The following is a 23,537-nucleotide window of genomic DNA, read 5'->3' on the forward strand; positions in this document are numbered from 1 at the left end:
CTCGATTTCCGTCGTCCACGTCTGTGGAACGCCCGAGGGGCCGGTTCCGGTTGCCTCGCCCACAACGGGCCGGGGCCCGGTACGCGAGGCGTACCGGGCCCTGGTCGGTGTGGGAGCCGGGAGTGCTACTCGGCGGCGGCCGGCTTGGCGACCGGCTTGCGGAGCTGGATGTTCAGCTCGCGCAGCCGCGATTCGTCCAGCTCGGACGGCGCGCCCATCATCAGGTCCTGCGCGTTGCCGTTGAGCGGGAAGGCGATGGTCTCGCGGATGTTGGGCTCGTCGGCGAGGAGCATCACGATGCGGTCGACGCCCGGGGCGATGCCGCCGTGCGGGGGGGCGCCGAGGCGGAAGGCGCGGAGCATGCCCGCGAACTCCTGCTCGACGGTCTCGCGGGTGTAGCCGGCGATCTCGAAGGCGCGGAGCATGATCTCGGGCTCGTGGTTCCGGATCGCGCCGGAGGACAGCTCGATGCCGTTGCAGACGATGTCGTACTGCCAGGCGAGGATGTCCAGCGGGTCCTTCTCCTCCAGGTCGTTCATGCCGCCCTGCGGCATGGAGAACGGGTTGTGGGAGAAGTCGATCTTCCCGGTCTCCTCGTCGCGCTCGTACATCGGGAAGTCGACGATCCAGCAGAAGCGGAACTCGCCCTCGACGAAGTGCCCGGCGCGCTTGGCGGCCTCGACCCGGACGCCGCCCATGATCTTGGAGACCTCTTCGTAGTCGCCCGCGCCGAAGAAGACGGCGTGACCGGCGGCGAGGCCCAGCCGCTCGGTGAGGACGGCGACATTGTCGGCGGTGAGGAACTTGGCGATCGGGCCGGAGAGAGTGCCGTCCTCGGCGACGCGCACCCAGGCCAGGCCCTTCGCGCCGAGGGAGACGGCGAAGTCGCCGAGACCGTCGAAGAACTTACGGGGCTGGGCGGCGACGTCCGGCACCGGCAGGGCGCGGACGTGCTTACCGGCGAAGGCCTTGAACTCGGAGCCCTCGAAGACATCGGTGATGTCGACCAGCTCCAGCTCGGCGCGGAGGTCCGGCTTGTCGCTGCCGTACTTCAGCATCGACTCGCGGAACGGGATGCGCGGGAAGGGCGAGGTGACCGGGCGGCCGCCGCCGAACTCCTCGAACAGCTCGGTCATGAGCTTCTCGATCGGCTGGAAGACATCCTCCTGCTCGACGAAGCTCATCTCGACGTCGAGCTGGTAGAACTCGCCGGGGGAGCGGTCGGCGCGGGCGTCCTCGTCGCGGAAGCAGGGCGCGATCTGGAAGTAGCGGTCGAAGCCGGAGATCATCAGCAGCTGCTTGAACTGCTGCGGGGCCTGCGGCAGCGCGTAGAACTTGCCCGGGTTGAGCCGCGAGGGGACCACGAAGTCGCGCGCGCCCTCGGGGGAGGTCGCGGCCAGGATCGGGGTCGCCATCTCGTTGAAGCCGAGGGCGGTCATCTTGTGCCGGATGGCGGAGATGACGGCGCTGCGCAGCATGATGTTGCGGTGCATGCGCTCACGGCGCAGGTCGAGGAAGCGGTACTCCAGGCGCCGCTCCTCGTTGACGCCGTCGTCGGCGTTGATCGTGAACGGGATCTGGGCGGCGGCGCCCAGCACCTCGACGGCGGAGACCTCGATCTCGATCTCGCCGGTGGACAGCTCGGGGTTGATGTTGTCCGCGCCCCGGCTGACGACCGTGCCGTCGATACGGACGACGGTCTCCTTGGTGAGGTGGCTCAGCGCCTCGTTGGCCGCGGTGCCCGGGCGGGCCACCAGCTGGGTGATGCCGTAGTGGTCCCGCAGATCGATGAAGAGGATGCCGCCCAGGTCTCGGCGATTGTGCAGCCAGCCGCTCAGCCGGACGTCGGTGGAGACGTCAGAGGCGCGGAGCTCGCCGCACGTGTGTGACCTGTACCGATGCATCGTCGTTCATCCAGTCTTGGTGATTGAGGGGATGGGGCGGGCCCATCAAGGTTACCGCCCGGACCCCCTAAACCTCATTGGCATAGACACGCCACCGTTTGTCCCCCGGTAGTGGTCCCTGGGCGTCCGGGGGACACGGATCGGAATAAAGTGAGGCAATGCGCACCGAGGAAGTCCTGTCCGCCATCGCGACCGGCCTGTGGAGATGGGACAACGCGGCAGGGGTCGTCACCCTCGACTCCGAGGCCGCCCGGCTGCTCGAACTGCCGCCCGAGGGACGCACCTTCCCCGAGTCCGTCGTCCGCGCGCGCTTCCACCCCGTCGACTGGAACGAGATCAACGGGGTCGTCTCGCTGGCGATCGCCGAGGGGACCCTCGCGGAGGGCCGGCTGCGGGTCGTCGACGACGAGGGCCGGGTGCTCCGTACCGTACGGAGCCGCTCGAAGCCGGTCCTCTTCAATGGGGCCTATCTGCTGGACGGGATGCTCCAGCAGGTCGCCGAGCCCACCGAGGGGACGGCGGCGCGCACCCCGATCACCGGTGACTGGCGTCGCTCGCGCGAGGCGTTCCTGCTGGACGCGGGGCGGGCGCTGGCCGAGGCCCGGTCCACCGCCGAGGTGCTGCGGGTGGCGGCCTCGCTCTCCATGCCCGGCTTCTCGCCGGACGGGCTCGCGGTCTTCGGCGCGGCGGGCGAACGGCTGACGATCATCGGCCACCACGGGCACCAGAGCGCGGGCGACGACCCCTTCAGCGATATGCGGCTGGACATCGACCATCCGGCGGCCGAGGTGGTGCGCGGCGGGCGGGCCGTGTATCTGCCGAGCCCCGAGGAGTACAACCGGCGCTATCCGACAAGCTGGCCGCTGGCCCAGCGGCTGGGCCGGCAGTCCTGGGCCTATCTCCCGCTGATCGTCGCCGGGCGCACGATGGGCGCGTGGATGGCGGCTTTCCGGCACCCGGTGGCCTTCACCCCCGACGAGCGTTCGGTGCTGACGACGGTCGCCCGGATGCTGGCGCAGGCCCTCACCCGGGCCGGCGTCGCCGAGTCGGAGCGCGAACTGTCCCTGGGGCTCCAGCGCTCGATGATGCCGGTCCTCGGACCCGCGATCCCGGGCATGACGGTCGCGGCGCGCTATGTGCCGACCGGCGGCGGGCTCCAGGTCGGCGGCGACTGGTACGACATGATCCCGCTGCCCTCCGGACGGATCGCCCTGGTCATCGGCGACGTCCAGGGCCATGACGTACGGGCCGCCGGACTGATGGGCCAGCTCCGCATCGCCCTGCGCGCCTACGCCTCCGAGGGCCACCGCCCCGACGCGGTCCTCTCCCGCGCCTCACGCTTCCTCCACGGCATCACCGACACCTACGAGCAGGCCGACCACTCCGGCTCCCGCTTCGCCACCTGCCTCTATCTGGAGGTCGACCCCGCGAACGGCGGCATCGAGATCGCCCGCGCCGGTCACCCCGAGCCCGCCGTGCGCACGGCCGACGGCACGGTCCTGATGCGCCCCACCGAGGGCGGGCTGCCGCTCGGCATCGACCCCGACTCGGACTATCCGACGACCCGGCTGACCCTGGAGCCCGGCGAGACGATGATGCTCTGCACCGACGGCCTCCTGGAGACCGGCGGCCACGACCTGGACACCGGCTGGGCCCGGCTGCGCGAGGTCCTGGAGGACCACGCCGAGCAGGGCTCACTCGAAGAGCTGGCCGACTCCCTCGTACAGGCCGTCCACGGGCCCGTCTCCCACTACACCATCGGGCCCCTGGCCGACCGGCGCGAGGACGACGTCGCCCTCGTCCTGCTCTGCCGCGACGACACCCCCACCCGCGAGACCCCCCGGCGCACAGCCATCACCGTCGCCCAGGCGGAGCCCGAGCGGATCTCCTCCGCCCGGAACCAGGTCCGGGAGCTGCTGCACGACTGGGCCGACCCCGAGCAGGTCGACTCCGCCGTCCTCATGGTCTCCGAAATGGTCACCAACGTCCTCGTCCACACCGACGGCCACGCCCTCCTCGCCGCCGAGGTCACCTGCCAGGGCGCCACCAGCCCCCGCCGCCTCCGCGTCGAGGTCACCGACTCCAGCGACGACCTCCCCCACAAGCGCCGCCCCGGCGAAATGGCCTCCTCCGGCCGCGGCCTCATGCTCATGGAAATGCTCGCCGACTCCTGGGGCGTCGACCCCCGCGGCGAAGGCAAATCCATCTGGTTCCTCCTCCACGAGTCCAACAAACCCACCTCCGACGCGGACGGCTGAGCAAATCAACCCGCTGGGGTCCCCAATTTCAGCCCTGCTGCCTGGGTATTCAGCGAACGGGTGCCTTAATTTCAGCCTCGCTGGGGGTCCCCCCCGGCGAAGCCTGAGGCAGGTGAAAATCAGCCTCGCCGGCGATTGAGGCGCGGGGGTTCGGGGGCAGCGCCCCCGACCAGGGCCCGCACTCACGGACCACCCGCACCCCGAGCACCACCCGCACCCCCCGAATACCTCCCCCTCAACTCCCCGATCACCCCAAACGCCGCCGCCACCACCGGCACCGCCAACAACATCCCCAGAATCCCCGCCACCCCCGCCCCCGCCGTGATCGCCAGCATCACCACCGCCGGATGCATCTGCACCGTCCGGCTCTGGATCATCGGTTGCAGCACATGCCCTTCCAGGACCTGCACCGCCAGCACCACCCCCAGCGCCCACAGCGCGATCACCCATCCCCGGTCGGCGAGCGCGACCAGTACCGCCACCGCGCCGGAGATGAAGGCCCCGAGATAGGGGATGTACGCCCCGACGAAGACCAGTGCGCCCAGGCCGACGGCCCCGGGGACGCGCAGGATCAGCAGGCCGACGGTGATGCAGAGGGCGTCGATGAGCGCGATGAAGGTGGTGCCGCGCATAAAGCCCTCGACGGCCTCGAAGGCGCGCCGTCCCATGGCCTCGACCGCCTCTCCGGTGGGGCCGGGGGCGATGGTGTGGGCGAGGTCGGAGGTGCGGTCGGAGTCGCGGAGGAAGAAGAAGATCAGCAGCAGCGCCAGTACGGCGGTGGCGATCGCCTCGCCCACCAGGCCGAGGCCGGTGAGCACCCCGGACGCGGCGGTCCCGCCGAACTTCTCCAGCAGTTTTCTGGCGTTGCCCGTGAGATCGCCGAGGGAGGTCCCGGACGCGCCGAGGTGCTTGGCGAGCCCTTCGGCGGCCTGCTTCAGGGAGGCGACGATCTGATCGCCGGTGTCGACGAGGGCGGCGACGACGATGTACATGGCCCCGCCGACGATCACAAGGACGGCGACGCAGGTCAGGGCGGCCGCGAGTGAGCGCTGTACGCCCATTTTCACGAGCCTGCGGTAGAGCGGCCCGAGCAGGGCGGTGCCGAGGATGGCGAGCAGCACCGGGGTGACGGCGATCCGGAAGGTGCCGAGGACCCAGATCGCGGCCGCGCCGACCCCGGCCACCAGCAGGATGACGACGCACCAGGACGCGAGACGCCGTACGGGGTCCGGGAGAAGGGTCAGCACTCCCCCAGCCGACCACGGCCGCGCCCCGGCGACCCGTCACGCGCGCCCGGCCGGGTGAGAGAGGGGCCCGGGGCCGGGTACGGAGGAGGGCCCGACGGCAGATGTCTGCCGCCGGGCCCTCCTCCGTACCGTCCGCGTGCCGTCACATGCCGTGGACCGCCGGGACCGTGCCGAGCCGGCCGGCCTGGAAGTCGTCGAACGCGGCCTTCAGCTCGGCCTGGGTGTTCATCACGAAGGGGCCGTAGTGCGCCATCGGCTCCCGGATGGGACGCCCGCCGAGGAGGACGACCTCCAGGTCGGGGCTGTTGGAGTCCTGCGTGTCGTCGGCGCGGACGGTCAGCGAGCCGCCGTCGCCGAAGACCGCCGTCTGGCCCTTGCGGACGGGCCGGCGGTCGGTGCCGACGGTGCCGTGTCCGGCGAGGACGTAGGCGAGGCCGTTGAACTCCTGCCGCCAGGGGAGGGTGATCTGCGCACCCGGCCGCAGGGTGGCGTGGATCATCGTGATGGGGGTGTGGGTGATGCCGGGGCCCTCGTGACCGTCCAGCTCGCCGGCGATGACACGGAGCAGCGCGCCGCCGTCGGGGGAGGTGAGCAGCTGGACCTGGCCGCCGCGGATGTCCTGGTAGCGCGGGTCCATCATCTTGTCGGCCGCGGGGAGGTTGACCCAGAGCTGGAGGCCGTGGAAGAGGCCGCCGGACATCACCAGCTCCTCCGGCGGGGCCTCGATGTGCAGCAGGCCGGAGCCCGCCGTCATCCACTGGGTGTCACCGTTCTGGATGGTTCCGCCGCCGCCGTTGCTGTCCTGGTGGACGAAGGTTCCGTCGAGCAGCCAGCACGGGCCGGGGCGTGGCCTCCGCGGGCGCGGAGACGCGCGGCAGGGTGAGCGGGTTCTCGACAGTCACAGCGGGCATGGGGAGTACCTCCTTGTGCGGCCAGTTTAGTTGAATCCTGAACTTTCCGCTACCCAGAACGAGGGACGCCCGGGAGATATTCCTCCCGGGCGTCGTCGAACCGTTCATTCCCGCCGCTCGGACCCGCTCCACGGGCCCCCGCAGGCCCTACCCGTACATGCGCCGCATCGCGAAGTCGACCATCTGCTCCACCGCCTTGGCGTCGAAGACCATCCGGTGCTCGCCCTCCATGTCCAGGACGAAGCCGTACCCGGTCGGCAGCAGGTCGATCACCTCCGCGCCCGTGATCACAAAGTACTTGGACTCCTTGCCCGCGTATCTGCGCAGCTCCTTGAGGGAGGTGAACATCGGGATCACCGGCTGCTGCGTGTTGTGCAGCGCCAGGAACCCGGGGTTGTCGCCGCGCGGGCAGTAGACCTTCGAGGTGGCGAAGATCTGCTGGAAGTCCTCGGCGGAGAGCGATCCGGTGGTGAAGGCGCGCACCGCGTCGGCGAGTGAAGGAGGCGACGGCTCCGGATACAGCGGCTGCCCTTGCGGCTGCCCCCCGTAGGGCTGCTGGGGTGCGTACTGCTGGTGAGCGCCCTGACTCTGGTCATAGCCGTACATGCCGCAAGGGTAACGAGTCACACTTCGGCGATTGGGGGTTGCAACTTATTACTGATGGGTAGCATCATCGTAGCTACTAGCTGGTAGATGGGTTAGCCAACAGACTCCCGAACTACGGAGCCGTCGCCATGGGGCACTACAAGTCGAATCTCCGCGACATCGAGTTCAACCTCTTCGAGGTCCTCGGACGCGACAAGCTGTACGGCTCCGGTCCGTTCGCGGAGATGGACGTCGACACGGCCAAGAGCATTCTGGAGGAGGTGGCCCGCCTCGCGGAGAACGACCTGGCGGCCTCCTACGAGGACGCGGACCGCAATCCGCCCGTCTTCGACCCGGAGACCAACACCGCGCCGATACCCGCGTCCTTCAAGAAGAGCTACCAGGCCTTCATGGAGTCCGGGTACTGGCGGCTCGGCCTCCCCGAGGAGATCGGCGGCACCACCGCCCCCCGCTCCCTGATCTGGGGCTACGCGGAGCTGCTGCTCGGCGCGAACCCCGCCATCTGGATGTACTCCTCGGGCCCGGCCTTCGCCGGAATCCTCTTCGAGGAGGGCAATGAGGCCCAGAAGAAGATCGCCTCGATCGCCGTGGAGAAGGAGTGGGGCTCCACCATGGTCCTCACCGAGCCGGACGCCGGCTCGGACGTGGGCGCCGGCCGCAGCCGCGCGGTCCCGCAGGACGACGGCTCCTGGCACATCGAGGGCGTGAAGCGGTTCATCACCTCCGGCGAGCACGACATGTCGGAGAACATCTTCCACTACGTGCTCGCCCGCCCCGAGGGCGCCGGACCGGGCACCAAGGGCCTCTCCCTCTTCCTCGTGCCGAAGTTCCTCTTCGACTGGGAGACCGGCGAGCTGGGCGAGCGCAACGGCGTCTACGCCACCAACGTCGAGCACAAGATGGGCCTCAAGGCCTCCAACACCTGCGAGATGACCTTCGGCGACCGCCACCCCGCCAAGGGCTGGCTGATCGGCGACAAGCACGACGGCATCCGCCAGATGTTCATGATCATCGAGTTCGCCCGGATGATGGTCGGCACCAAGGCCATCGCCACCCTCTCCACCGGCTACCTCACCGCCCTGGAGTACGCCAAGGAGCGCGTCCAGGGCCAGGACCTGGTGAACTTCGCGGACAAGACCGCGCCCAAGGTCACCATCACCCACCACCCGGACGTCCGCCGCTCCCTGATGACGCAGAAGGCGTACGCCGAGGGCATGCGCTCCCTCGTGCTGTACACCGCCTCCGTCCAGGACGACATCGCCGCGAAGGAGAGCGCGGGCGAGGACACCGCCGAGCTGACCGCGCTCAACGACCTGCTGCTCCCCATCGTCAAGGGCTACGGCTCGGAGACCTCGTACGAGCAGCTCGCCCAGTCCCTCCAGACCCTGGGCGGCTCCGGGTACCTCCAGGAGTACCCGGTCGAGCAGTACATCCGGGACGCCAAGATCGACACGCTCTACGAGGGCACCACCGCCATCCAGGGCCAGGACTACTTCTTCCGGAAGATCGTCCGTGATCAGGGCAAGGCGCTGAACGTCCTCTCCGAGGAGATCAAGAAGTTCCTGGCCGTCGGCAGCGGCGGCGAGGAGCTGGCCGGGGCCCGCTCCGCGCTGGCCGCGGCGGCGGTGGACCTGGAGGCGATCGTCGGGGCGATGACCAACGATCTGATCGCCACCGGCGAGGACGTCAAGAACATCTACAAGGTCGGGCTGAACACCACCCGGCTGCTGATGTCCTCCGGCGATGTCGTCGTCGGCTATCTGCTGCTGCGCGGCGCGGCGGTGGCGGCGGAGAAGCTGCCGACGGCCTCCGCCAAGGACGCGCCGTTCTACCAGGGCAAGATCGCCGCCGCGAAGTTCTTCGCCTCGACCGTGCTGCCGCGCGTCTCGGTCGAGCGCTCGATCGCCGAGACCGTGGACCTCTCGCTGATGGAGCTGGACGAGGCCGCGTTCTAGAAGACGGGGAAAGTCCCGTACGGGGGCCGGGCCGGGGAGTCTCCCGGCCCGGCCCCCGTCGTCAATCCCGCGTCCCCGTACACCCCGTTCGGGTGCGGGCGGCGGTGGCGGTGCGGTGTGCCCTGATCACCCCGTGCGAGGACCGGGGGCGTGAGCCGATTCCATGCGCCCCCAGTACGCGCCCCTCGTTAAGGTGGCCCCATGAGCAGCAGCGCACCCGTCCCGTTCGACCGCGGACACACCGACGACCTGATGGCCTTCCTGACCGCCGCCCCCTCGCCGTACCACGCGGTCGCCGTCGCCGCCGAGCGACTGGGGAAGGCCGGATTCCAGCAGGTGCGGGAGACCGATGTCTGGGACGGGACGGCCGGCGGTAAGTATGTGATCCGCGGCGGCGCGCTCATCGCCTGGTACGTGCCCGAGGGCGCCGAGGCGCACACCCCGTTCCGGATCGTCGGCGCGCACACCGACTCCCCCAATCTGCGGGTCAAGCCCCAGCCCGACGCCGGCTCGCACGGCTGGCGTCAGATCGCCGTCGAGGTCTACGGCGGGCCCCTGCTCAACAGCTGGCTGGACCGCGATCTCGGCATCGCCGGACGGCTCACCCTGCGCGACGGCTCGCACCGGCTGGTCAGCGTGGACCGGCCGCTGCTGCGGGTGCCGCAGCTCGCGATCCACCTCGACCGCACCGTCTCCTCCGAGGGGCTCAAGCTCGACAAGCAGCGCCATATGCAGCCGATCTGGGGGCTGGGCGACGCCCACGAGGGCGACCTCATCCAGTTCCTGGAGGAGGAGGCCGGCCTCGACGAGGGCGAGGTCGCCGGCTGGGACCTGATGACCCACGCCATCGAGCCGCCCGCCTACCTCGGCCGGGACAGCGAGCTGCTGGCCGGCCCGCGCCTGGACAATCTGCTCTCGGTGCACGCCGCCACCGCCGCCCTCGCGGCGGCCGCCGCCTCGCCGGGGCTCTCGTACATCCCCGTACTCGCCGCCTTCGACCACGAGGAGAACGGCTCCCAGGCCGACACCGGGGCGGACGGCCCGCTGCTCGGCACGGTGCTGGAGCGCTCGGTGTTCGCGCGCGGCGGCGGCTACGAGGACCGGGCGCGCGCCTTCGCCTCGACGGTCTGTCTCTCCTCCGACGTCGGCCACGCGGTGCACCCCAACTACCCGGAGCGCCACGACCCGACGCACCACCCGCGTCCCAACGGCGGCCCGATCCTCAAGGTCAACGTCAACCAGCGGTACGCCACCGACGGCAGCGGCCGGGCCGTCTTCGCGGCGGCCTGCGAGAAGGCGGGCTCGCCCTGGCAGTCCTTCGTCTCCAACAACGCGATGCCCTGCGGCACCACCATCGGCCCCATCACGGCGGCGCGGCACGGCATCCAGACCGTCGACATCGGGGTGGCGTGCCTGTCGATGCACAGCGTGCGCGAGCTGTGTGGGGCGGACGACCCGTATCTGCTGGCGAATGTGCTGACGGCGTTCCTGACGGACTGACGGGCCGACGGACTGACAGGCTGACGGGCCGACGGGCAGGGGCCTGTGGCGGAAACATCCGGGAAAGGCCCCGCCGGGCAGGGTGGACGTCATGGTTCTGCTCGATCAGACGTCCCTCACCGCCCACAGCGGCCCCTCCCGCCGCGCCCTCGCCATCACCGCCGCCATCGCCGCCGTCTTCCTGTTCGGCGGCGGCTGGCTGCTGCTGCGGCAGTACGGCGACCGGCCGCCGCTCGCCGAGGACGTGGCGTACGAGTCGGGCTTCGTCCACGGCTCCCGCGTCCGGCAGTACGACCGCGTCGGCGACCAGGTCACCGATCTGCGCTCCGGCGGCTGTGAGCGGCTGGCCCTGGCCGGGGCGGGCGGCCGCGAGATGTCCTACGACCCCGGACTCTGGGTCAAGGGCTGTATGGACGGGGTCTCGGGCCGCCCGGCGGCCGGTCAGGGCGTCATCGGCTAGACCTGCGGGCCGACAGGCTCCTCGTCCATCCCCGCGAGCACCAGCGGGAGCCTGCTGACTCCTCCGGCGCTCACCAGGACCGGGACCCCCCAGTCCTGCTGGTGCACATGGCAGGCCGGGTACTCTCCCCCAGTCTTCGACCGGGAGGTGCCCCCAACCGGATCGTCGTCGCAGGAGGCGGCCATCGCGGAGACATGCAGCACGCCCTCCCCGACCGACGGATCGATCTCCAGCTCACGGGAGAGGTCGCTGCCCGCGCCCTCGCCGCCGGCCAGCAGCTCGGGCGGGGTGGCGGAGACCAGCAGCCGGGTGGACGGCCCGTACCGGGTGTCCAGCTTCTGGCCCGCCGGGGCCTGGAAGACCACGTCCAGCCGCAGCCGCCCGGGGGCGACCTCGGTCGGGGCCCGCCGGGTGCGGTGGGCGACCGCCTCCACGCGCACCGCCTCCTCCGGCAGCCGCAGCCGGGTCAGCCGGTGCCGCGCGGACTCCACCACCACGATGTCCTCGCCGACGAGCACCGCGTCGGAGGGCTCCCGCAGATCGGTGGCGAGGGTCGTCACCTCGCCGCTCGCCGGGTCGTACCGGCGCAGGGCGTGGTTGTAGGTGTCGCTGACGGCCACCGATCCGTCCGGCAGCACGGTCACCCCCAGCGGGTGCTGCATCAGGGCCTGCCCGGCCTCCCCGTCCCGGTGCCCGAAGTCGAAGAGCCCGGTGCCCACCGCCGTGCGCACCACCCCGTCGAGACCGATCCAGCGCAGCGCCGAGTTCTCGGAGTCGGCGATCCACAGCCGCTCCCCGTCCGCCGCGAGCCCGGACGGCTGCGCGAACCACGCCTCGGCGGCGTCCCCGTCGACCAGGCCCTCATTGGTGGTGCCCGCCTCGACGCGGACGGTGTCGGCGACGGGGTCGTAGCTCCACAGCTGGTGCACCCCGGCCATGGCGATCCACAGCCTCCCGTCCCACCAGGCCACGTCCCACGGCGAGGACAGCGCGGTCTCCCGCGCGGGCCCGGCCGTCGGCGACCCCTGCCACCACTGCTTCCCGGTTCCGGCGAGCACCTCCACCGCCCCGGTCTCCGGGTCGTACGCCCTGATCGCGTGGTTCACCGTGTCCGCGACGGCCACCCGCCCGTCCGGCAGCGGCGCGAGCCCCTGCGGCTCGTTGAACTCCCCGTCGCCGATCCGCCGTACGACGCTCTCCCCGTCCGGCTCCAGCTCCACCAGCTGATTCCTGGTGGTGTCCGAGACCAGGAAGTTCCCCGACGGCAGCGCGATCGCCTTCCCCGGAAACCTCAGCCCGCCCGCGACCGGCTCCGGCGCCACATACGGCCCGTCCCCCCGCCTCAGCGTCCCCTTCGCCGCGTGCTCCGCCTCCAGCTCCGCCACCAGCGCGGCGATCGCGTGCGCGTGCCCCTCACCCGCGTGCTGCGCGACCACATACCCCTCGGGGTCGACGACCACCAGCGTGGGCCACGCCCGTACCGCGTACTGCTTCCACGTCACCAGCTCCGGATCGTCCAGCACCGGATGGCGCACCTGATACCGCTCGACGGCGTCGACCACCGCCTGATGATCGGCCTCGTGCACGAACTTCGGCGAGTGCACACCGATGATCACCACGGTGTCGCGGTGCTTCTCCTCCAGCTCGCGCAGCTCGTCCAGGACATGCAGACAGTTGATGCAGCAGAAGGTCCAGAAGTCGAGAACGACGATCTTCCCCCGGAGATCGCCGAGGGTGTACTGCTGGTCACCGGTGTTCAGCCAGCCGCCCCTGCCGATCAGCTCGGGGGCACGGACACGGGCACGGCGGGGCGCGGGCGCGGGGGTGGGCGCCGGGGCGGCATCGTTCATGCTTCAAGCTTGCCATCCGCGTATGAACACCGGATCACAACGACAGACCGGTGGTTTGTCAGTATCCGATGGTGTTTGCGGGGATCTTTTCCAGGCACACGTCCATGGCGGCGACGGTTCTGTAGGACAGCCCGGGGTACGGGCCTACGATCGTCATACGAAAGCACTGCCGGGGTACCGCCCGGCAGCGTAACTTGACTGCCGAACCTCCCACGCAGAGCAGCAGACCAGCCGTCGCCCGCCAGCCGCCAGCCCGCGTCCAGCAGAACCGCCGAGGGGTCCCGTGACCGTCCATCCCAGCCTCCAGAACTACGCCGATGCCTGGACACACTCCGTCGAAGCGATAGCGGAGCTGGTGCAGCCGCTCGTGGAGGGGGAGTGGAACCGGGCGACGCCGTGCCCCGCGTGGTCGGTGCGGGATGTGGTCTCGCATGTGATCGGCGTGGAGACGGAGATGCTGGGGGATCCCCGTCCGATCCATACGCTGCCGCGCGATCTCTACCATGTGACGAACGACTTCGCCCGGTACATGGAGATGCAGGTCGACGTACGCCGTCATCACACGGCCCCGGAGATGACCTCCGAGCTGGAGTACACGCTGATCCGGCGGGCACGGCAGCTCCGCAATGAGACCCGGTCGCCCGACACCATGGTCCGGGCGCCGCTGGGTGCGGAGCAGACGCTGGAGCTGGCCATGCGGATGCGCGCGTTCGATGTGTGGGTGCATGAGCAGGATCTGCGGACAGCGCTGAATCAGCCGGGCAATCTGGACTCGCCCGGTGCGCAGATCGTGCGGGACGTGCTGCTGGAGGCGCTGCCGAAGGTGGTCGCGAAGGACGCGGGGGCGCCGCCGAATTCGGCGGTGGTGATCGATGTGCACGGTCCGGTGGAGTTCCTCCGTACGGTACGGGTGAACGCGGACGGGCGTGGTTCGGTCGACGGCGCGCCCTCGCTGGGGCCGATCGTGACACTCGCGCTGGACTGGGAGACGTACTACCGGCTGGCCTGTGGGCGGGTCAGGCCGGCCGCCGTGGCGGACCGGGTGAAGGTGGACGGGGACCAGGAGCTGGCGGCGGCGATCCTGCGCGCGTTCGCCGTGACGCCGTAAGGCGCTGAGCTTCTGAGGCGCTGAGGCCGTGAGGCGCTGAGCCCCGGACCGGTCTCACGCCGGTACGTGCACCGCCTCCACCCTGCTCGCCACCAGCCGCTCGCGCTCCAGCCGCGCCGCGCGCCCCCGCAGCCGCAGGATCTGGACGATGCCGAGGGCCTGGAGGACAAAGACGCTGGAGAACGCGGCTCGGTAGTTCCCGCCGGTCGCGTCGAGCAGCAGGCCGATCGCCAGCAGGGTGGTCATCGAGGCGGTGAAGCCGCCGACGTTGACGATTCCCGAGGCCGTGCCCTGCCGCTGCGGCGGATTCGCCGGCCGGGCGAAGTCGAAGCCGATCATCGAGGCAGGTCCGCACGCCCCCAGCACCACGCAGAGGGTGACCAGCAGCCACATCGGGGCCCGCTCCCCCGGGTGGACCAGGGTCGCGGCCCACAGCAGGGCCGTCGCGCCGACCGTGCCGAGGACGAGCGGCACCCGGGCGGCGTGATGGCGGGCGATGACCTGCCCGTACACCAGCCCCACCACCATGCTCACCAGCACCACCAGGGTGAGCAGGGAGCCCGCCGTCCCCCGGGAGAGGCCCTGGTCCTCGATGAGGAAGGGCATGCCCCAGAGCAGCAGGAACACCATCGCCGGGAACTGGGTGGTGAAGTGCGTCCACATCCCCAGCCGGGTGCCCGGCTCCCGCCAGGAGCGGGTGATCTGCTCGCGTACGAACCCGGCCCCCGGCCGGCCCGCCGGGGGCGGCTCGTACCCCTCGGGGTGGTCCCGGAGGAAGAGCACCACCAGCACCACGACGACCGCGCCGGCCACCGCGCTGCCCGCGAAGGTGGCGGTCCAGCCGATGCCGTGCAGCAGCCGGGCGATGAGGATGGTCGAGACCAGATTGCCCGCCATCCCGAAGAGGGCGGCGATCTGGGCGATCAGCGGCCCGCGCCGGGCCGGGAACCAGCGGCTGCCCAGCCGCAGCACACTGATGAAGGTCATCGCGTCGCCGCAGCCGAGCAGCGCCCGGGCGGCCAGCGCCGTGCCGTACGAGGGGGCGAGCGCGAAGCCGAGCTGTCCGACGGTGAACAGCACCGCGCCGATGGCCAGCACCTTCTTGGTGCCGAGCCGGTCGACCAGCAGACCGACGGGGATCTGCATCCCCGCGTAGACCAGCAGTTGGAGGATGGAGAAGGTCGAGAGCGCGGAGGCGTTGACATCGAAACGGTCGGCGGCGTCGAGGCCCGCGACCCCGAGCGAGGTACGGAAGATGATGGCGACGAAGTAGACGCTGACGCCGATGGACCAGATCGCCACCGCCCGGCCGCCGCCCGGCGGGGAGCCGGAACCGGAACCGGGGCCGGCTATGCCGCCCGGGGCGCTCACCGGACCTCTCCGCGCGCCAGGGTGCTGAACCAGCCGACATGGCGGTGGACGAGGGCCGCGGCCCGCTCCGGGTCCCCGGCGCGCAGCGCTTCGAGGATCTCGCTGTGCTCGGTGACGTTCTTGGCGATCCGGTCGGGATGCGCGTGCATGATGGCGACCCCCATTCTCAGCTGCCGGTCACGGAGTTGGTCGTAGAGGCGGGAGAGGATCTCATTGCCCCCGCTGCGCACGATCTCGGCGTGGAAGAGCCGGTCGGTGACCGCCACCGCGGCCAGATCACCGGTCTCGCCCTGCCGCTTCTGCTGTTCGAGCAGTTCTTCGAGCCGGGCGAGCAGCCGGGGCGGTGCGGGTACGGCCTTGCGGGCCGCGTGCTCCTCCACCAGCAGCCGGGTCTCGACGACATCGGCGATCTCCTGCGCGGAGACCGCGATGACCAGGGCCCCCTTCTTGGGGTAGAGCTTGATCAGCCCCTCGACCTCCAGCTTGAGCAGCGCCTCGCGGACCGGGGTACGGGAGACGCCCACGGCATCGGCCAGCTCGCCCTCGGTCAGCAGCGTGCCGCCCTCGTAACGGCGGTCGAGAACCGCCTGCTTGACATGGGTGTAGACGCGTTCGGCCGCGGGGGCTGCGAGAGGCATGCGTACAGCTTAGATACAAGTGGGGTACATCCACAGCGGCCTGTCCACGATGCAGGACGGGCGGACGCGGGCGCGCGGCGGAGGCGTTCGGGGCGCGTGGTGGGGACGGGCGGAACGGAGGGAGATGTTCCGAAAGAGATGTACGCCGTTCCGTACATCCTTTCCGCCCCTTCGTCTGTCTCACCTGAGGGCACTTGTCTCACACAAGGCCGCCCGCACTCAGACATTGACAACGCACCTGCCTATTTCGGAGCGTTTCCCTTGATACTCAGCAACACGAACGTTCGCAGGGCCGCCACCGTGGTCCTCTCCGGCGGTTTGCTGCTCACCGCATCGCCGCTCGCCGCACCCGCGCAGGCGGCGCCCAAGCCCAAGCCGTCCGTCAGCGCCAAGGGCGCGTATCTGCTGGACCAGAAGACCGGCAAGGCCCTCTTCGCCAAGGGTGAGAACACCCGCCGAGAGATGGCCAGCACCACCAAGATCGCCACCGCGATCACCGTCCTGGACATCAAGGGCGTCGACCTCAACCGCAAGGTGACCGTCAAGCAGGAGTACCGCGACTACGTCACCAGGGAGGAAGGCAGTACCGCCGACCTCAAGACCGGCGACCGGGTCACCGTCCGCCAGCTCCTCTACGGCATGATGCTGAGGTCCGGCTGCGACGCGGCGTACGCCCTGGCCGACACCTTCGGCAAGGGCTCGACCACCTCCGCGCGCACCAAGTCGTTCATCGGGATGATGAACAAGAAGGCCTCGTCGCTGAAGCTGAAGAACACCAAGTTCGACTCCTTCGACGGCATCTCCCCGGGCGGGAAGAACTACACCACCGCGTCCGACCTGGCCAAGCTCTCCCGGCACGCCTTCAACAACAAGCATCTGCGCGAGGTGGTGAAGGCCGAGGTGCACAGGTCCACCGCCCCCACCAAGAACGGCGGCACGCGCAAGTACACCTGGTACAACACCAATAAGCTGCTGGGCTCCTACAAGGGCGCGGTCGGCATGAAGACCGGCACGGGCAGCAAGGCGGGCCCCTGCCTGGTCTTCGCGGCCACCCGGGGCTCCAAGACGTATGTCGGCGTCGTGCTCAACGGCAAGGACCGCTACAAGGACGCCGCCAAGATGCTGGACTACGGCTTCGGCTCGAAGAGCGCCAAGACCATGAAGCTGCGGACCCTGCCGTCCGGGGTCTACCAGGACTGATTCATCGGGACACCGAGGACGTACGGGGGCCCGTGACACTGTGCCGTGTCACGGGCCCCCGTATGTCACCTGCCGGTACCGGGCATCAGGCCCAGGTGATCAGCCGCCTCGGGTTCTCCAGTACGGCGGCGGTGTCCGCGAGCACCCGCGAACCCAGCTCGCCGTCGACCAGCCGGTGGTCGAAGGAGAGCGCGAGCGTGGTGACCTGACGCGGCTTCACCTTGCCCTTGTGCACCCAGGGCTGGAGCTTGATCGCGCCGACCGCCAGGATCGCGGCCTCCCCGGGGTTGAGGATCGGAGTGCCGGTGTCGACGCCGAAGACGCCGACATTGGTGATGGTCACCGTGCCGCCCGACATCGCCGCCGGGGTCGTCCTGCCCTCCCGGGCGGTGGCGACCAGCTCGCCCAGCTCACCGGCGAGTTCGGGCAGGGTCTTGGCGTGCGCGTCCTTGATGTTCGGCACGATCAGACCGCGCGGGGTGGCGGCGGCGATGCCCAGATTCACATAGTGCTTCTGGACGATCTCCTGGCGCTCCTCGTCCCAGGAGGCGTTGATCCCGGGGTTCCGCCGGATCGCGACGAGCAGCGCCTTCGCGATCAGCAGCAGCGGATTGACCCGCAGACCCGCGAGGTCCGGGTCTTCCTTCAACTCGGCGACCAGCTTCATCGTGCGGGTCACATCGAGGGTGATGAACTCGGTGACGTGCGGCGCGGTGAACGCGCTGCCGACCATCGCCGCGGCCGTGGCCTTCCGTACCCCCTTCACGGGGATCCGGGTCTCCCTGGCACCAGCACCGGCGGGCGCGGCCGTTTCCGGTGCCGTTTCCGGTGCTGGCGTCACGGCCGGGGCCGGGGCCGGAGTCGGTGCCGGGGGCTGGACCGCCGCGTGCACGTCCTCGCGGGTGACGACGCCGCCGGGGCCGGTGGGGGTGACGGACGCCAGATCGACGCCGAGGTCCTTGGCCAGCTTGCGTACGGGGGGTTTGGCCAGCGGGCGGGGGCCGGCGGGGCGGCCGTTCACCCCGGCGGTCGCCTGCTCCGGCAGCTTGCCCGGCGCGGCGACCGGGGCGACCGGGGCGGCAGGGGCGACCGGGGCAGGCGTGGCGACCGGGGCGGCCGACGCGGTCCCGGCGACGGCGGCGGCCTTGCGGGGGCGGCGCTTGCTGGAGGTCTCGGCCACTCCGTAACCGACCAGGACCGGCTGACGGCCCTGAGGAGCCTCCTCAGCGGCCTCCTCGGCTACCGCTGGGGTCTCTGTGGTCACTGGGGCCGCCGGGGCCTCAGCGGCCCCCTCAGACCCGGCCAGCCGCACCGAGATGATGACCTGGCCGACATCGACCGTCGTCCCCTCGGCGTAGTTCAGCTCCTGCACCACCCCGTCGTACGGAATCGGCAGCTCCACGGCCGCCTTGGCCGTCTCGACCTCGCAGACGACCTGCCCGTCCGTGACCGTGTCGCCGGGCTGTACGTACCACTTGAGGATCTCGGCCTCGGTCAGCCCCTCGCCGACGTCCGGCATCTTGAACTCGCGGATCACAGCAGACTCCTCAGTACGCGAGCGAGCGGTCGACGGCGTCGAGCACCCGGTCCAGACCCGGCAGGTACTCCTCCTCCACCCGGGCCGGCGGATAGGGCGCGTGGAAGCCGCCCACCCTCAGCACCGGAGCCTCCAGGTGGTAGAAGGATCGCTCGGTGATACGGGCGGCGATCTCCGCGCCGGAGCCGTAGAACACCGGGGCCTCGTGGACGACGACGAGCCGGCCCGTACGCTCCACCGATGCCTGCACGGCGTCGAAGTCGATCGGCGACATCGAGCGCAGATCGATCACCTCGACCGACTTGCCCTCCTCGGCCGCGGCGGCGGCCGCCTCCACGCAGACCTTCACCATCGGCCCGTACGCGGCCAGCGTCAGATCCGTGCCCTCGCGGACGGTCCGGGCGGCGTGCAGCGGCCCCGGGATGGCCTCGGTGTCGACCTCGCTCTTGTCCCAGTAACGGCGCTTGGGCTCGAAGAAGATGACCGGGTCATCGCTGTGGACGGCCTGCTGGAGCATCCAGTACGCGTCCGACGAATTGGAGGGCGAGACCACCTTGAGGCCCGCGACATGCGCGAACAGCGCCTCGGGCGACTCGCTGTGGTGCTCGACCGCGCCGATCCCGCCGCCGTAGGGGATACGGACGACGACCGGCAGCTTGATCTTGCCGAGCGAGCGGGCGTGCATCTTGGCGAGCTGGGTGACGATCTGGTCGTACGCCGGGAAGACGAATCCGTCGAACTGGATCTCCACCACCGGCCGGTAGCCGCGCAGCGCGAGACCGATCGCGGTGCCGACGATGCCGGACTCCGCGAGCGGGGTGTCGATGACCCGGTCCTCGCCGAAGTCCTTCTGGAGCCCGTCGGTGACCCGGAAGACGCCGCCGAGCTTTCCGACGTCCTCACCCATGATCAGGACCTTGGGGTCGTCCTCCAGGGCCTTGCGCAGCGACTCGTTGAGCGCCTTGGCGAGTGGGAGCTTGGTGACCGCCATGATTCAGTTGCCTCCCTCGGCGAAGGACGCCTGGTACGCGGTGAACTGCGCCCGCTCCTCGTCGACGAGGGAGTTCCCGTCGGCGTAGATGTTGTCGAAGATCGACACGGGGTCGGGATCGGGCATCGCGCGCACCGACTCACGCACCCGCTTGGCGAGCGCGTCGCTCTCCTCCTCCAGGGCGGCGAACCAGGCCTCGTCGGCGTGGCCCTCCCGCTGGAGCAGGGTGTGCAGCCGCTGGATCGGGTCCTTGGCCTCCCAGGCCGCCCGCTCGTCGTCGTGCCGGTACTTGGTCGGGTCGTCGGAGGTGGTGTGCGCGCCCATCCGGTAGGTGAACGCCTCGACCAGGGTCGGCCCCTCCCCCCGGCGGGCCCGCTCCAGCGCCCAGCGGGTCACGGCGAGACAGGCCAGTACGTCATTGCCGTCCACCCGGACGCCGGGGAAGCCGTAGCCCTGGGCGCGCTGGTAGAGCGGCACCCGGCTCTGGCGCTCGGTCGGCTCGCTGATCGCCCACTGGTTGTTCTGGCAGAAGAAGACCACGGGCGCGTTGTAGACGGCGGAGAAGGTGAAGGCCTCCGCCACATCGCCCTGACTGGAGGCCCCGTCGCCGAAGTAGGCGATGACGGCCGCGTCCGCGCCGTCCTTGGCCACGCCCATGGCGTAGCCGGTGGCGTGCAGGGTCTGCGAGCCGATGACGATGGTGTAGAGGTGGAAGTTGTTGGCGCTCGGGTCCCAGCCGCCGTGGTTCACACCCCGGAACATCCCCAGCAGATTGGTGGGATCGACGCCCCGGCACCAGGCGACGCCGTGCTCGCGGTAGGTCGGGAAGACATAGTCGTCGTCGCGCAGCGCCCGGGCGGAGCCGATCTGGGCGGCCTCCTGGCCGAGCAGCGAGGCCCACAGGCCCAGCTCGCCCTGGCGCTGGAGGGAGGTGGCCTCGGCGTCGAAGCGCCGGGTCAGGACCATGTCCCGGTAGAGCCCGAGCAGCTCTTCGGGGGTGAGTTCGATCCGGTGATCGGGGTGCTCGACCCGCTCGCCCTCGGGCGACAGCAACTGCACGAGCTGGGGCTCGGAACTCTGTGGCTTCGTCGCGGCGCTCACGCGCTTGCCGCTGCGTCGCGGCTTGCGCGCGGCAGTGCTCTCCACGGTCACGATGCGTGCTCCTCCGTCTGTCCGGTCCCCCGGGATTGCCGGGAGCCTGGGGTCGCCCCTGTCGATGACAGGGAGAGGCTCGCCCGTTCTCGGCCTCGCGCACGGGGTGGGTGCGGGAAAACGGGAACAGGCGTGACAGGCGCCCCCGACGAGACCCTGTCAAAAAGCACGTTACCCAGTGCGGAGCATTCCTGTGAAACCCCTATTGACCTGGGATTTTGCTTGGATTTCCAAGTAAATCGAGAAATAGGGGAACACTTACCGGTTACCGCGCTGGTCACGGCCTTGCGGGCTGTCGAGGACACCGGCACGTTATCCCGGGCACCCGGGGCACGGGAAGAGCCGGTGTGTGAGACTGCATTCGTGCGCGAAGAAGGAAAAATCACCGTATTCCTGCTGGATGACCACGAAGTCGTCCGCCGCGGCGTCCATGAGCTGCTCTCCGTCGAGGACGACATCGAAGTCGTCGGCGAGGCGGGCACCGCGGAGGACGCCATGGTCAGGATCCCCGCCACCCGCCCCGATGTCGCCGTGCTGGATGTGAGGCTGCCGGACGGCAGCGGTGTGGAGGTCTGCCGGGAGATCCGTTCCCAGGACGAGAGCATCAAGTGTCTGATGCTGACCTCGTTCGCCGACGACGAGGCGCTCTTCGACGCGATCATGGCCGGTGCCTCCGGTTATGTTCTGAAGGCGATCCGGGGCAATGAGCTGCTGTCGGCGGTGCGGGAGGTCGCGGCCGGGAAGTCGCTGCTCGATCCGGTGGCGACCGCGCGGGTGCTGGAGCGGCTGCGCGACGGGAACACCCCCAAGGGGGACGACAAACTGGCGGGTCTGACCGAGCAGGAGCGCAAAATCCTCAATCTGATCGGCGAGGGACTCACCAACCGGGTGATCGGCGAGCGGCTGCACCTCGCGGAGAAGACCATCAAGAACTATGTCTCCAGCCTGCTGTCGAAGCTGGGCATGGAGCGGCGGTCCCAGGCGGCCGCCTTTGTCGCACGGCGTCAGGCGGAGCGCCAGCACCACCGCTGACCGAGTCACCACCAGCACCAGCACCAGCACCAGCACCAGCAGCATCGCTGAGCACGGCACCATCGCTGAGCGCTCGGACCGGGACTTACGTCCCCGTCGAGCAGGGGCGGCGGCCCCTTCCGCGAGGGACTCCGGTCACCCAGAGTGGACCCATGCCCACCGAGGAACTCCACGCCGCAGCAGCAGCCGACGCCACAGCCGTCACCGGCTCCGGGGGAGCGCGCACCCCGGACGCCGACGAGCCGCTCGCCATGGAGCTGCTCGGCCGGGTCTCCTACGGCAGGCTGGCGACGAGCATGCGGGCGATGCCCTTCGTGGCCCCGGCCCGGCACATCGTCCTCGGGCGCGGTGTCGTGCTCCGTATCCACCGGGGCTTCGGCTACCACCGGGCGTGCAACGGCGCGGTGGTGGCGTACGGCGCGGACAACTTCAACTCCGGCGGACGGGCGATGTGGTCGGTCCAGTTCACCGGCACCGCCGAGATCGTCCAGCCGGCCGATGAGGAGCTGCGGCTCTTCGGCGACGAGCCCTTCCAGGCCGATGGCGAACGGTTTGAACCGGTATATATGCGTATCGAACCTCAGTTCGTTACCGTGCACACCCTGGACTATCTCTCAGAGCAGCCAAACCGACACGTTGCGTGATCTACCATTTGGTGAGTGCCGCGCTCATCTGTCATCACCGCGCCGCCGGTCGGCGCCCTGCTGAGCCGCTACGAGAACCCGGGCGAACCGCTCTCCTGTGAGCGGGTCACCGAGGGGCTTCTCAATCGCGGCTACCGCCTCGCCACCACCCGTGGCGCGTACTTCCTGAAACATCATCTCGACGGCGACCATCACGCCATCGCCCGCCAGCACCGCGCCACCCTGCGCCTCCAGGCGCTCGGAGTGCCCGTCGCCCCGCCCCTCGCGGACGCGCACGGCGAAACGGTCGCGGTGATCGGAGGCCGCTGCTACGCACTGCACCCGTGGATCGACGGCCGCCACCGCGACGGGGCGCAGCTCTCCACGTCCCAGTCCCGCCGTCTCGGCTCCCTCCTCGGGCTGGTGCACACCGCCCTGGAGCGGGTGATGCGCCACCCGGCGGACCACCCCGGGGCGCGTACGGCGGACCACCCCGGGGCCGGTACGGCGGATCATCCCGGGGCCGGTACGGCGGACCACCCCGGGGCCGGTACGGCGGACACCGGGCGCTTACCGGGGCACTCGCTCCAGTACGAGAGCGCCGACCCCGAGGAAACCTTCAAGCTCATCGACGAACTGCTCTCGCTGGCCCGCTCGTCCGGCCCCCGGGACCCCTTCGACACTCTCGCCGAGCACCGTCTTCAGGAGCGCCGGGCGCTGCTGGAGCGCCATGCCGGCCGCAGACCGCCCCCGGCCTCGGCGGGCGGCTGGGTGCACGGCGACTTCCATCCGCTGAATCTGCTCTACCGGGGCGGTGAGCCCGCCGCGATCGTGGACTGGGACCGGCTGGGCGTGCAGCCGCGCGCCGAGGAGGCCGTCCGGGCCGCGGTGATCTTCTTCGTACAGCCGGCCGGTGAGCTGGAGCTGACGAAGGTACGGGCGTACGCGCGGGCCTACCGCCGGGCGGTCGGGGCCGACCGGGCGGAGCTGGCGGCGGCGGTGCACCGGGTGTGGTGGGAGCGGCTCAACGACTTCTGGATACTGCGCTGGCGCTATCAGCTGCACGACCGAAGGGCCGACCCGCAGTTCGCAGCGGTGTCGGCCCTGGCGGTCTGGTGGACCCGGGAGTACGAGGCGGTACGGGAGGCGTTCACCGCGTAACCCCGCACGGCGGCCCGCGCGGAGGGCGCGGGG

Annotated in this window: 18 protein-coding genes and 1 pseudogene; 9 read left to right on the forward strand and 10 right to left on the reverse strand. The window is 70.3% G+C overall.

The window, feature by feature from the left end:
• Positions 1 to 125: 125 nt before the first annotated feature.
• Positions 126 to 1,904 carry an aspartate--tRNA ligase gene (gene aspS, locus IE247_RS02515; protein WP_190121148.1) on the reverse strand — a complete coding sequence of 593 codons (1,779 nt, stop codon included), beginning with the start codon at positions 1,902 to 1,904 and terminating at the stop codon, positions 126 to 128.
• Between the two features lie 158 nt (positions 1,905 to 2,062).
• On the opposite strand from aspS, the gene IE247_RS02520 reads away from it, so the two are divergent.
• Positions 2,063 to 4,162 carry an ATP-binding SpoIIE family protein phosphatase gene (locus tag IE247_RS02520; protein WP_190121149.1) on the forward strand — a complete coding sequence of 700 codons (2,100 nt, stop codon included), beginning with the start codon at positions 2,063 to 2,065 and terminating at the stop codon, positions 4,160 to 4,162.
• A gap of 182 nt (positions 4,163 to 4,344) precedes the next feature.
• Here the strand turns inward: IE247_RS02520 and IE247_RS02525 are convergent, their stop codons facing one another.
• The 3 genes and pseudogenes from IE247_RS02525 to IE247_RS02535 form a co-directional block, all read right to left on the reverse strand.
• Positions 4,345 to 5,409 (reverse strand): AI-2E family transporter, encoded by a 1,065-nt coding sequence (locus tag IE247_RS02525; protein WP_190121150.1) that lies wholly within the window; start codon positions 5,407 to 5,409, stop codon positions 4,345 to 4,347.
• A 142-nt stretch (positions 5,410 to 5,551) separates the two neighbouring features.
• Positions 5,552 to 6,320: pseudogene (locus tag IE247_RS02530) on the reverse strand (pirin family protein).
• Positions 6,321 to 6,467: 147 nt separating this feature from the next.
• Complete coding sequence (locus IE247_RS02535; protein ID WP_190121151.1) at positions 6,468 to 6,926, reverse strand: SseB family protein; 459 nt, start codon at positions 6,924 to 6,926, stop codon at positions 6,468 to 6,470.
• 128 nt (positions 6,927 to 7,054) lie between these two features.
• On the opposite strand from IE247_RS02535, the gene IE247_RS02540 reads away from it, so the two are divergent.
• The 3 genes from IE247_RS02540 to IE247_RS02550 all read left to right on the forward strand — a co-directional run bounded on the left by IE247_RS02540 (position 7,055) and on the right by IE247_RS02550 (position 10,841).
• A complete protein-coding gene (locus IE247_RS02540; protein ID WP_190121152.1) occupies positions 7,055 to 8,881 on the forward strand; it encodes an acyl-CoA dehydrogenase in 1,827 nt (608 codons plus the stop codon).
• A 201-nt stretch (positions 8,882 to 9,082) separates the two neighbouring features.
• Positions 9,083 to 10,381 carry a M18 family aminopeptidase gene (locus IE247_RS02545; protein ID WP_190121153.1) on the forward strand — a complete coding sequence of 433 codons (1,299 nt, stop codon included), beginning with the start codon at positions 9,083 to 9,085 and terminating at the stop codon, positions 10,379 to 10,381.
• Between the two features lie 91 nt (positions 10,382 to 10,472).
• The gene (locus tag IE247_RS02550; RefSeq protein ID WP_190121154.1) at positions 10,473 to 10,841 is read left to right on the forward strand and encodes a hypothetical protein; all 369 of its coding nucleotides are present in this window, start codon (positions 10,473 to 10,475) and stop codon (positions 10,839 to 10,841) included.
• Here IE247_RS02550 and IE247_RS02555 read toward each other — a convergent pair.
• Entirely contained in the window at positions 10,838 to 12,691 is a 1,854-nt protein-coding gene (locus IE247_RS02555) for an NHL domain-containing thioredoxin family protein (RefSeq protein WP_190121155.1), read from the reverse strand. The two genes, IE247_RS02550 and IE247_RS02555, sit on opposite strands and share 4 nt — an antisense overlap.
• Before the next feature lie 283 nt (positions 12,692 to 12,974).
• On the opposite strand from IE247_RS02555, the gene IE247_RS02560 reads away from it, so the two are divergent.
• Entirely contained in the window at positions 12,975 to 13,799 is an 825-nt protein-coding gene (locus IE247_RS02560; protein WP_190121156.1) for a maleylpyruvate isomerase family mycothiol-dependent enzyme, read from the forward strand.
• Between the two features lie 54 nt (positions 13,800 to 13,853).
• Here the strand turns inward: IE247_RS02560 and IE247_RS02565 are convergent, their stop codons facing one another.
• Entirely contained in the window at positions 13,854 to 15,170 is a 1,317-nt protein-coding gene (locus IE247_RS02565) for an MFS transporter (RefSeq protein WP_373305490.1), read from the reverse strand.
• Entirely contained in the window at positions 15,167 to 15,808 is a 642-nt protein-coding gene (locus IE247_RS02570; protein WP_190121157.1) for a GntR family transcriptional regulator, read from the reverse strand. The genes IE247_RS02565 and IE247_RS02570 overlap by 4 nt, the downstream gene beginning before the upstream one ends.
• A 264-nt stretch (positions 15,809 to 16,072) precedes the next feature.
• Between IE247_RS02570 and IE247_RS02575 the strand changes: the two genes are divergently transcribed.
• Complete coding sequence (locus IE247_RS02575; protein ID WP_229868578.1) at positions 16,073 to 17,008, forward strand: D-alanyl-D-alanine carboxypeptidase family protein; 936 nt, start codon at positions 16,073 to 16,075, stop codon at positions 17,006 to 17,008.
• An 85-nt stretch (positions 17,009 to 17,093) separates the two neighbouring features.
• Here IE247_RS02575 and IE247_RS02580 read toward each other — a convergent pair whose 3' ends face one another.
• Genes IE247_RS02580 through pdhA form a run of 3 tightly spaced genes read right to left on the reverse strand, consistent with a single transcriptional unit; the run spans position 17,094 to position 20,688 of the window.
• The gene (locus tag IE247_RS02580; RefSeq protein WP_190121412.1) at positions 17,094 to 18,527 is read right to left on the reverse strand and encodes a dihydrolipoamide acetyltransferase family protein; all 1,434 of its coding nucleotides are present in this window, start codon (positions 18,525 to 18,527) and stop codon (positions 17,094 to 17,096) included.
• 28 nt (positions 18,528 to 18,555) lie between these two features.
• A complete protein-coding gene (locus tag IE247_RS02585; protein WP_190121159.1) occupies positions 18,556 to 19,536 on the reverse strand; it encodes an alpha-ketoacid dehydrogenase subunit beta in 981 nt (326 codons plus the stop codon).
• 3 nt (positions 19,537 to 19,539) lie between these two features.
• Positions 19,540 to 20,688, reverse strand: coding sequence for a pyruvate dehydrogenase (acetyl-transferring) E1 component subunit alpha (gene pdhA / locus IE247_RS02590; protein ID WP_190121160.1), 1,149 nt, complete (start codon positions 20,686 to 20,688; stop codon positions 19,540 to 19,542).
• 363 nt (positions 20,689 to 21,051) lie between these two features.
• Here pdhA and IE247_RS02595 point away from each other — a divergent pair, with 363 nt between their 5' ends.
• From IE247_RS02595 to IE247_RS02605, 3 genes are all read left to right on the forward strand, one after another.
• Positions 21,052 to 21,720: a response regulator gene (locus IE247_RS02595; protein ID WP_190121161.1), complete on the forward strand. Its 669-nt coding sequence runs from the start codon at positions 21,052 to 21,054 to the stop codon at positions 21,718 to 21,720.
• Between the two features lie 251 nt (positions 21,721 to 21,971).
• Positions 21,972 to 22,364, forward strand: coding sequence for a pyridoxamine 5'-phosphate oxidase family protein (locus tag IE247_RS02600; protein WP_190121413.1), 393 nt, complete (start codon positions 21,972 to 21,974; stop codon positions 22,362 to 22,364).
• A gap of 15 nt (positions 22,365 to 22,379) precedes the next feature.
• Entirely contained in the window at positions 22,380 to 23,504 is a 1,125-nt protein-coding gene (locus tag IE247_RS02605) for a phosphotransferase (protein WP_190121162.1), read from the forward strand.
• Positions 23,505 to 23,537 lie beyond the last annotated feature (33 nt).

It is taken from the genome of Streptomyces inusitatus (genome assembly GCF_014651115.1).
Taxonomy (GTDB): Bacteria; Actinomycetota; Actinomycetes; order Streptomycetales; family Streptomycetaceae; genus Streptomyces; species Streptomyces amakusaensis.

What these genes read in the sequence shown, in the direction of transcription:
- IE247_RS02580 (WP_190121412.1), bottom strand. Translation starts at nt 18,527, where the DNA reads ATGCCGGACGTCGGCGAGGGGCTGACCGAGGCCGAGATCCTCAAGTGG.
- IE247_RS02545 (WP_190121153.1), top strand. Translation starts at nt 9,083, where the DNA reads ATGAGCAGCAGCGCACCCGTCCCGTTCGACCGCGGACACACCGACGAC.
- aspS (WP_190121148.1), bottom strand. Translation starts at nt 1,904, where the DNA reads ATGCATCGGTACAGGTCACACACGTGCGGCGAGCTCCGCGCCTCTGAC.
- IE247_RS02540 (WP_190121152.1), top strand. Translation starts at nt 7,055, where the DNA reads ATGGGGCACTACAAGTCGAATCTCCGCGACATCGAGTTCAACCTCTTC.
- IE247_RS02585 (WP_190121159.1), bottom strand. Translation starts at nt 19,536, where the DNA reads ATGGCGGTCACCAAGCTCCCACTCGCCAAGGCGCTCAACGAGTCGCTG.
- IE247_RS02600 (WP_190121413.1), top strand. Translation starts at nt 21,972, where the DNA reads ATGGAGCTGCTCGGCCGGGTCTCCTACGGCAGGCTGGCGACGAGCATG.
- IE247_RS02520 (WP_190121149.1), top strand. Translation starts at nt 2,063, where the DNA reads ATGCGCACCGAGGAAGTCCTGTCCGCCATCGCGACCGGCCTGTGGAGA.
- IE247_RS02535 (WP_190121151.1), bottom strand. Translation starts at nt 6,926, where the DNA reads ATGTACGGCTATGACCAGAGTCAGGGCGCTCACCAGCAGTACGCACCC.
- IE247_RS02555 (WP_190121155.1), bottom strand. Translation starts at nt 12,691, where the DNA reads ATGAACGATGCCGCCCCGGCGCCCACCCCCGCGCCCGCGCCCCGCCGT.
- IE247_RS02550 (WP_190121154.1), top strand. Translation starts at nt 10,473, where the DNA reads ATGGTTCTGCTCGATCAGACGTCCCTCACCGCCCACAGCGGCCCCTCC.
- IE247_RS02570 (WP_190121157.1), bottom strand. Translation starts at nt 15,808, where the DNA reads ATGCCTCTCGCAGCCCCCGCGGCCGAACGCGTCTACACCCATGTCAAG.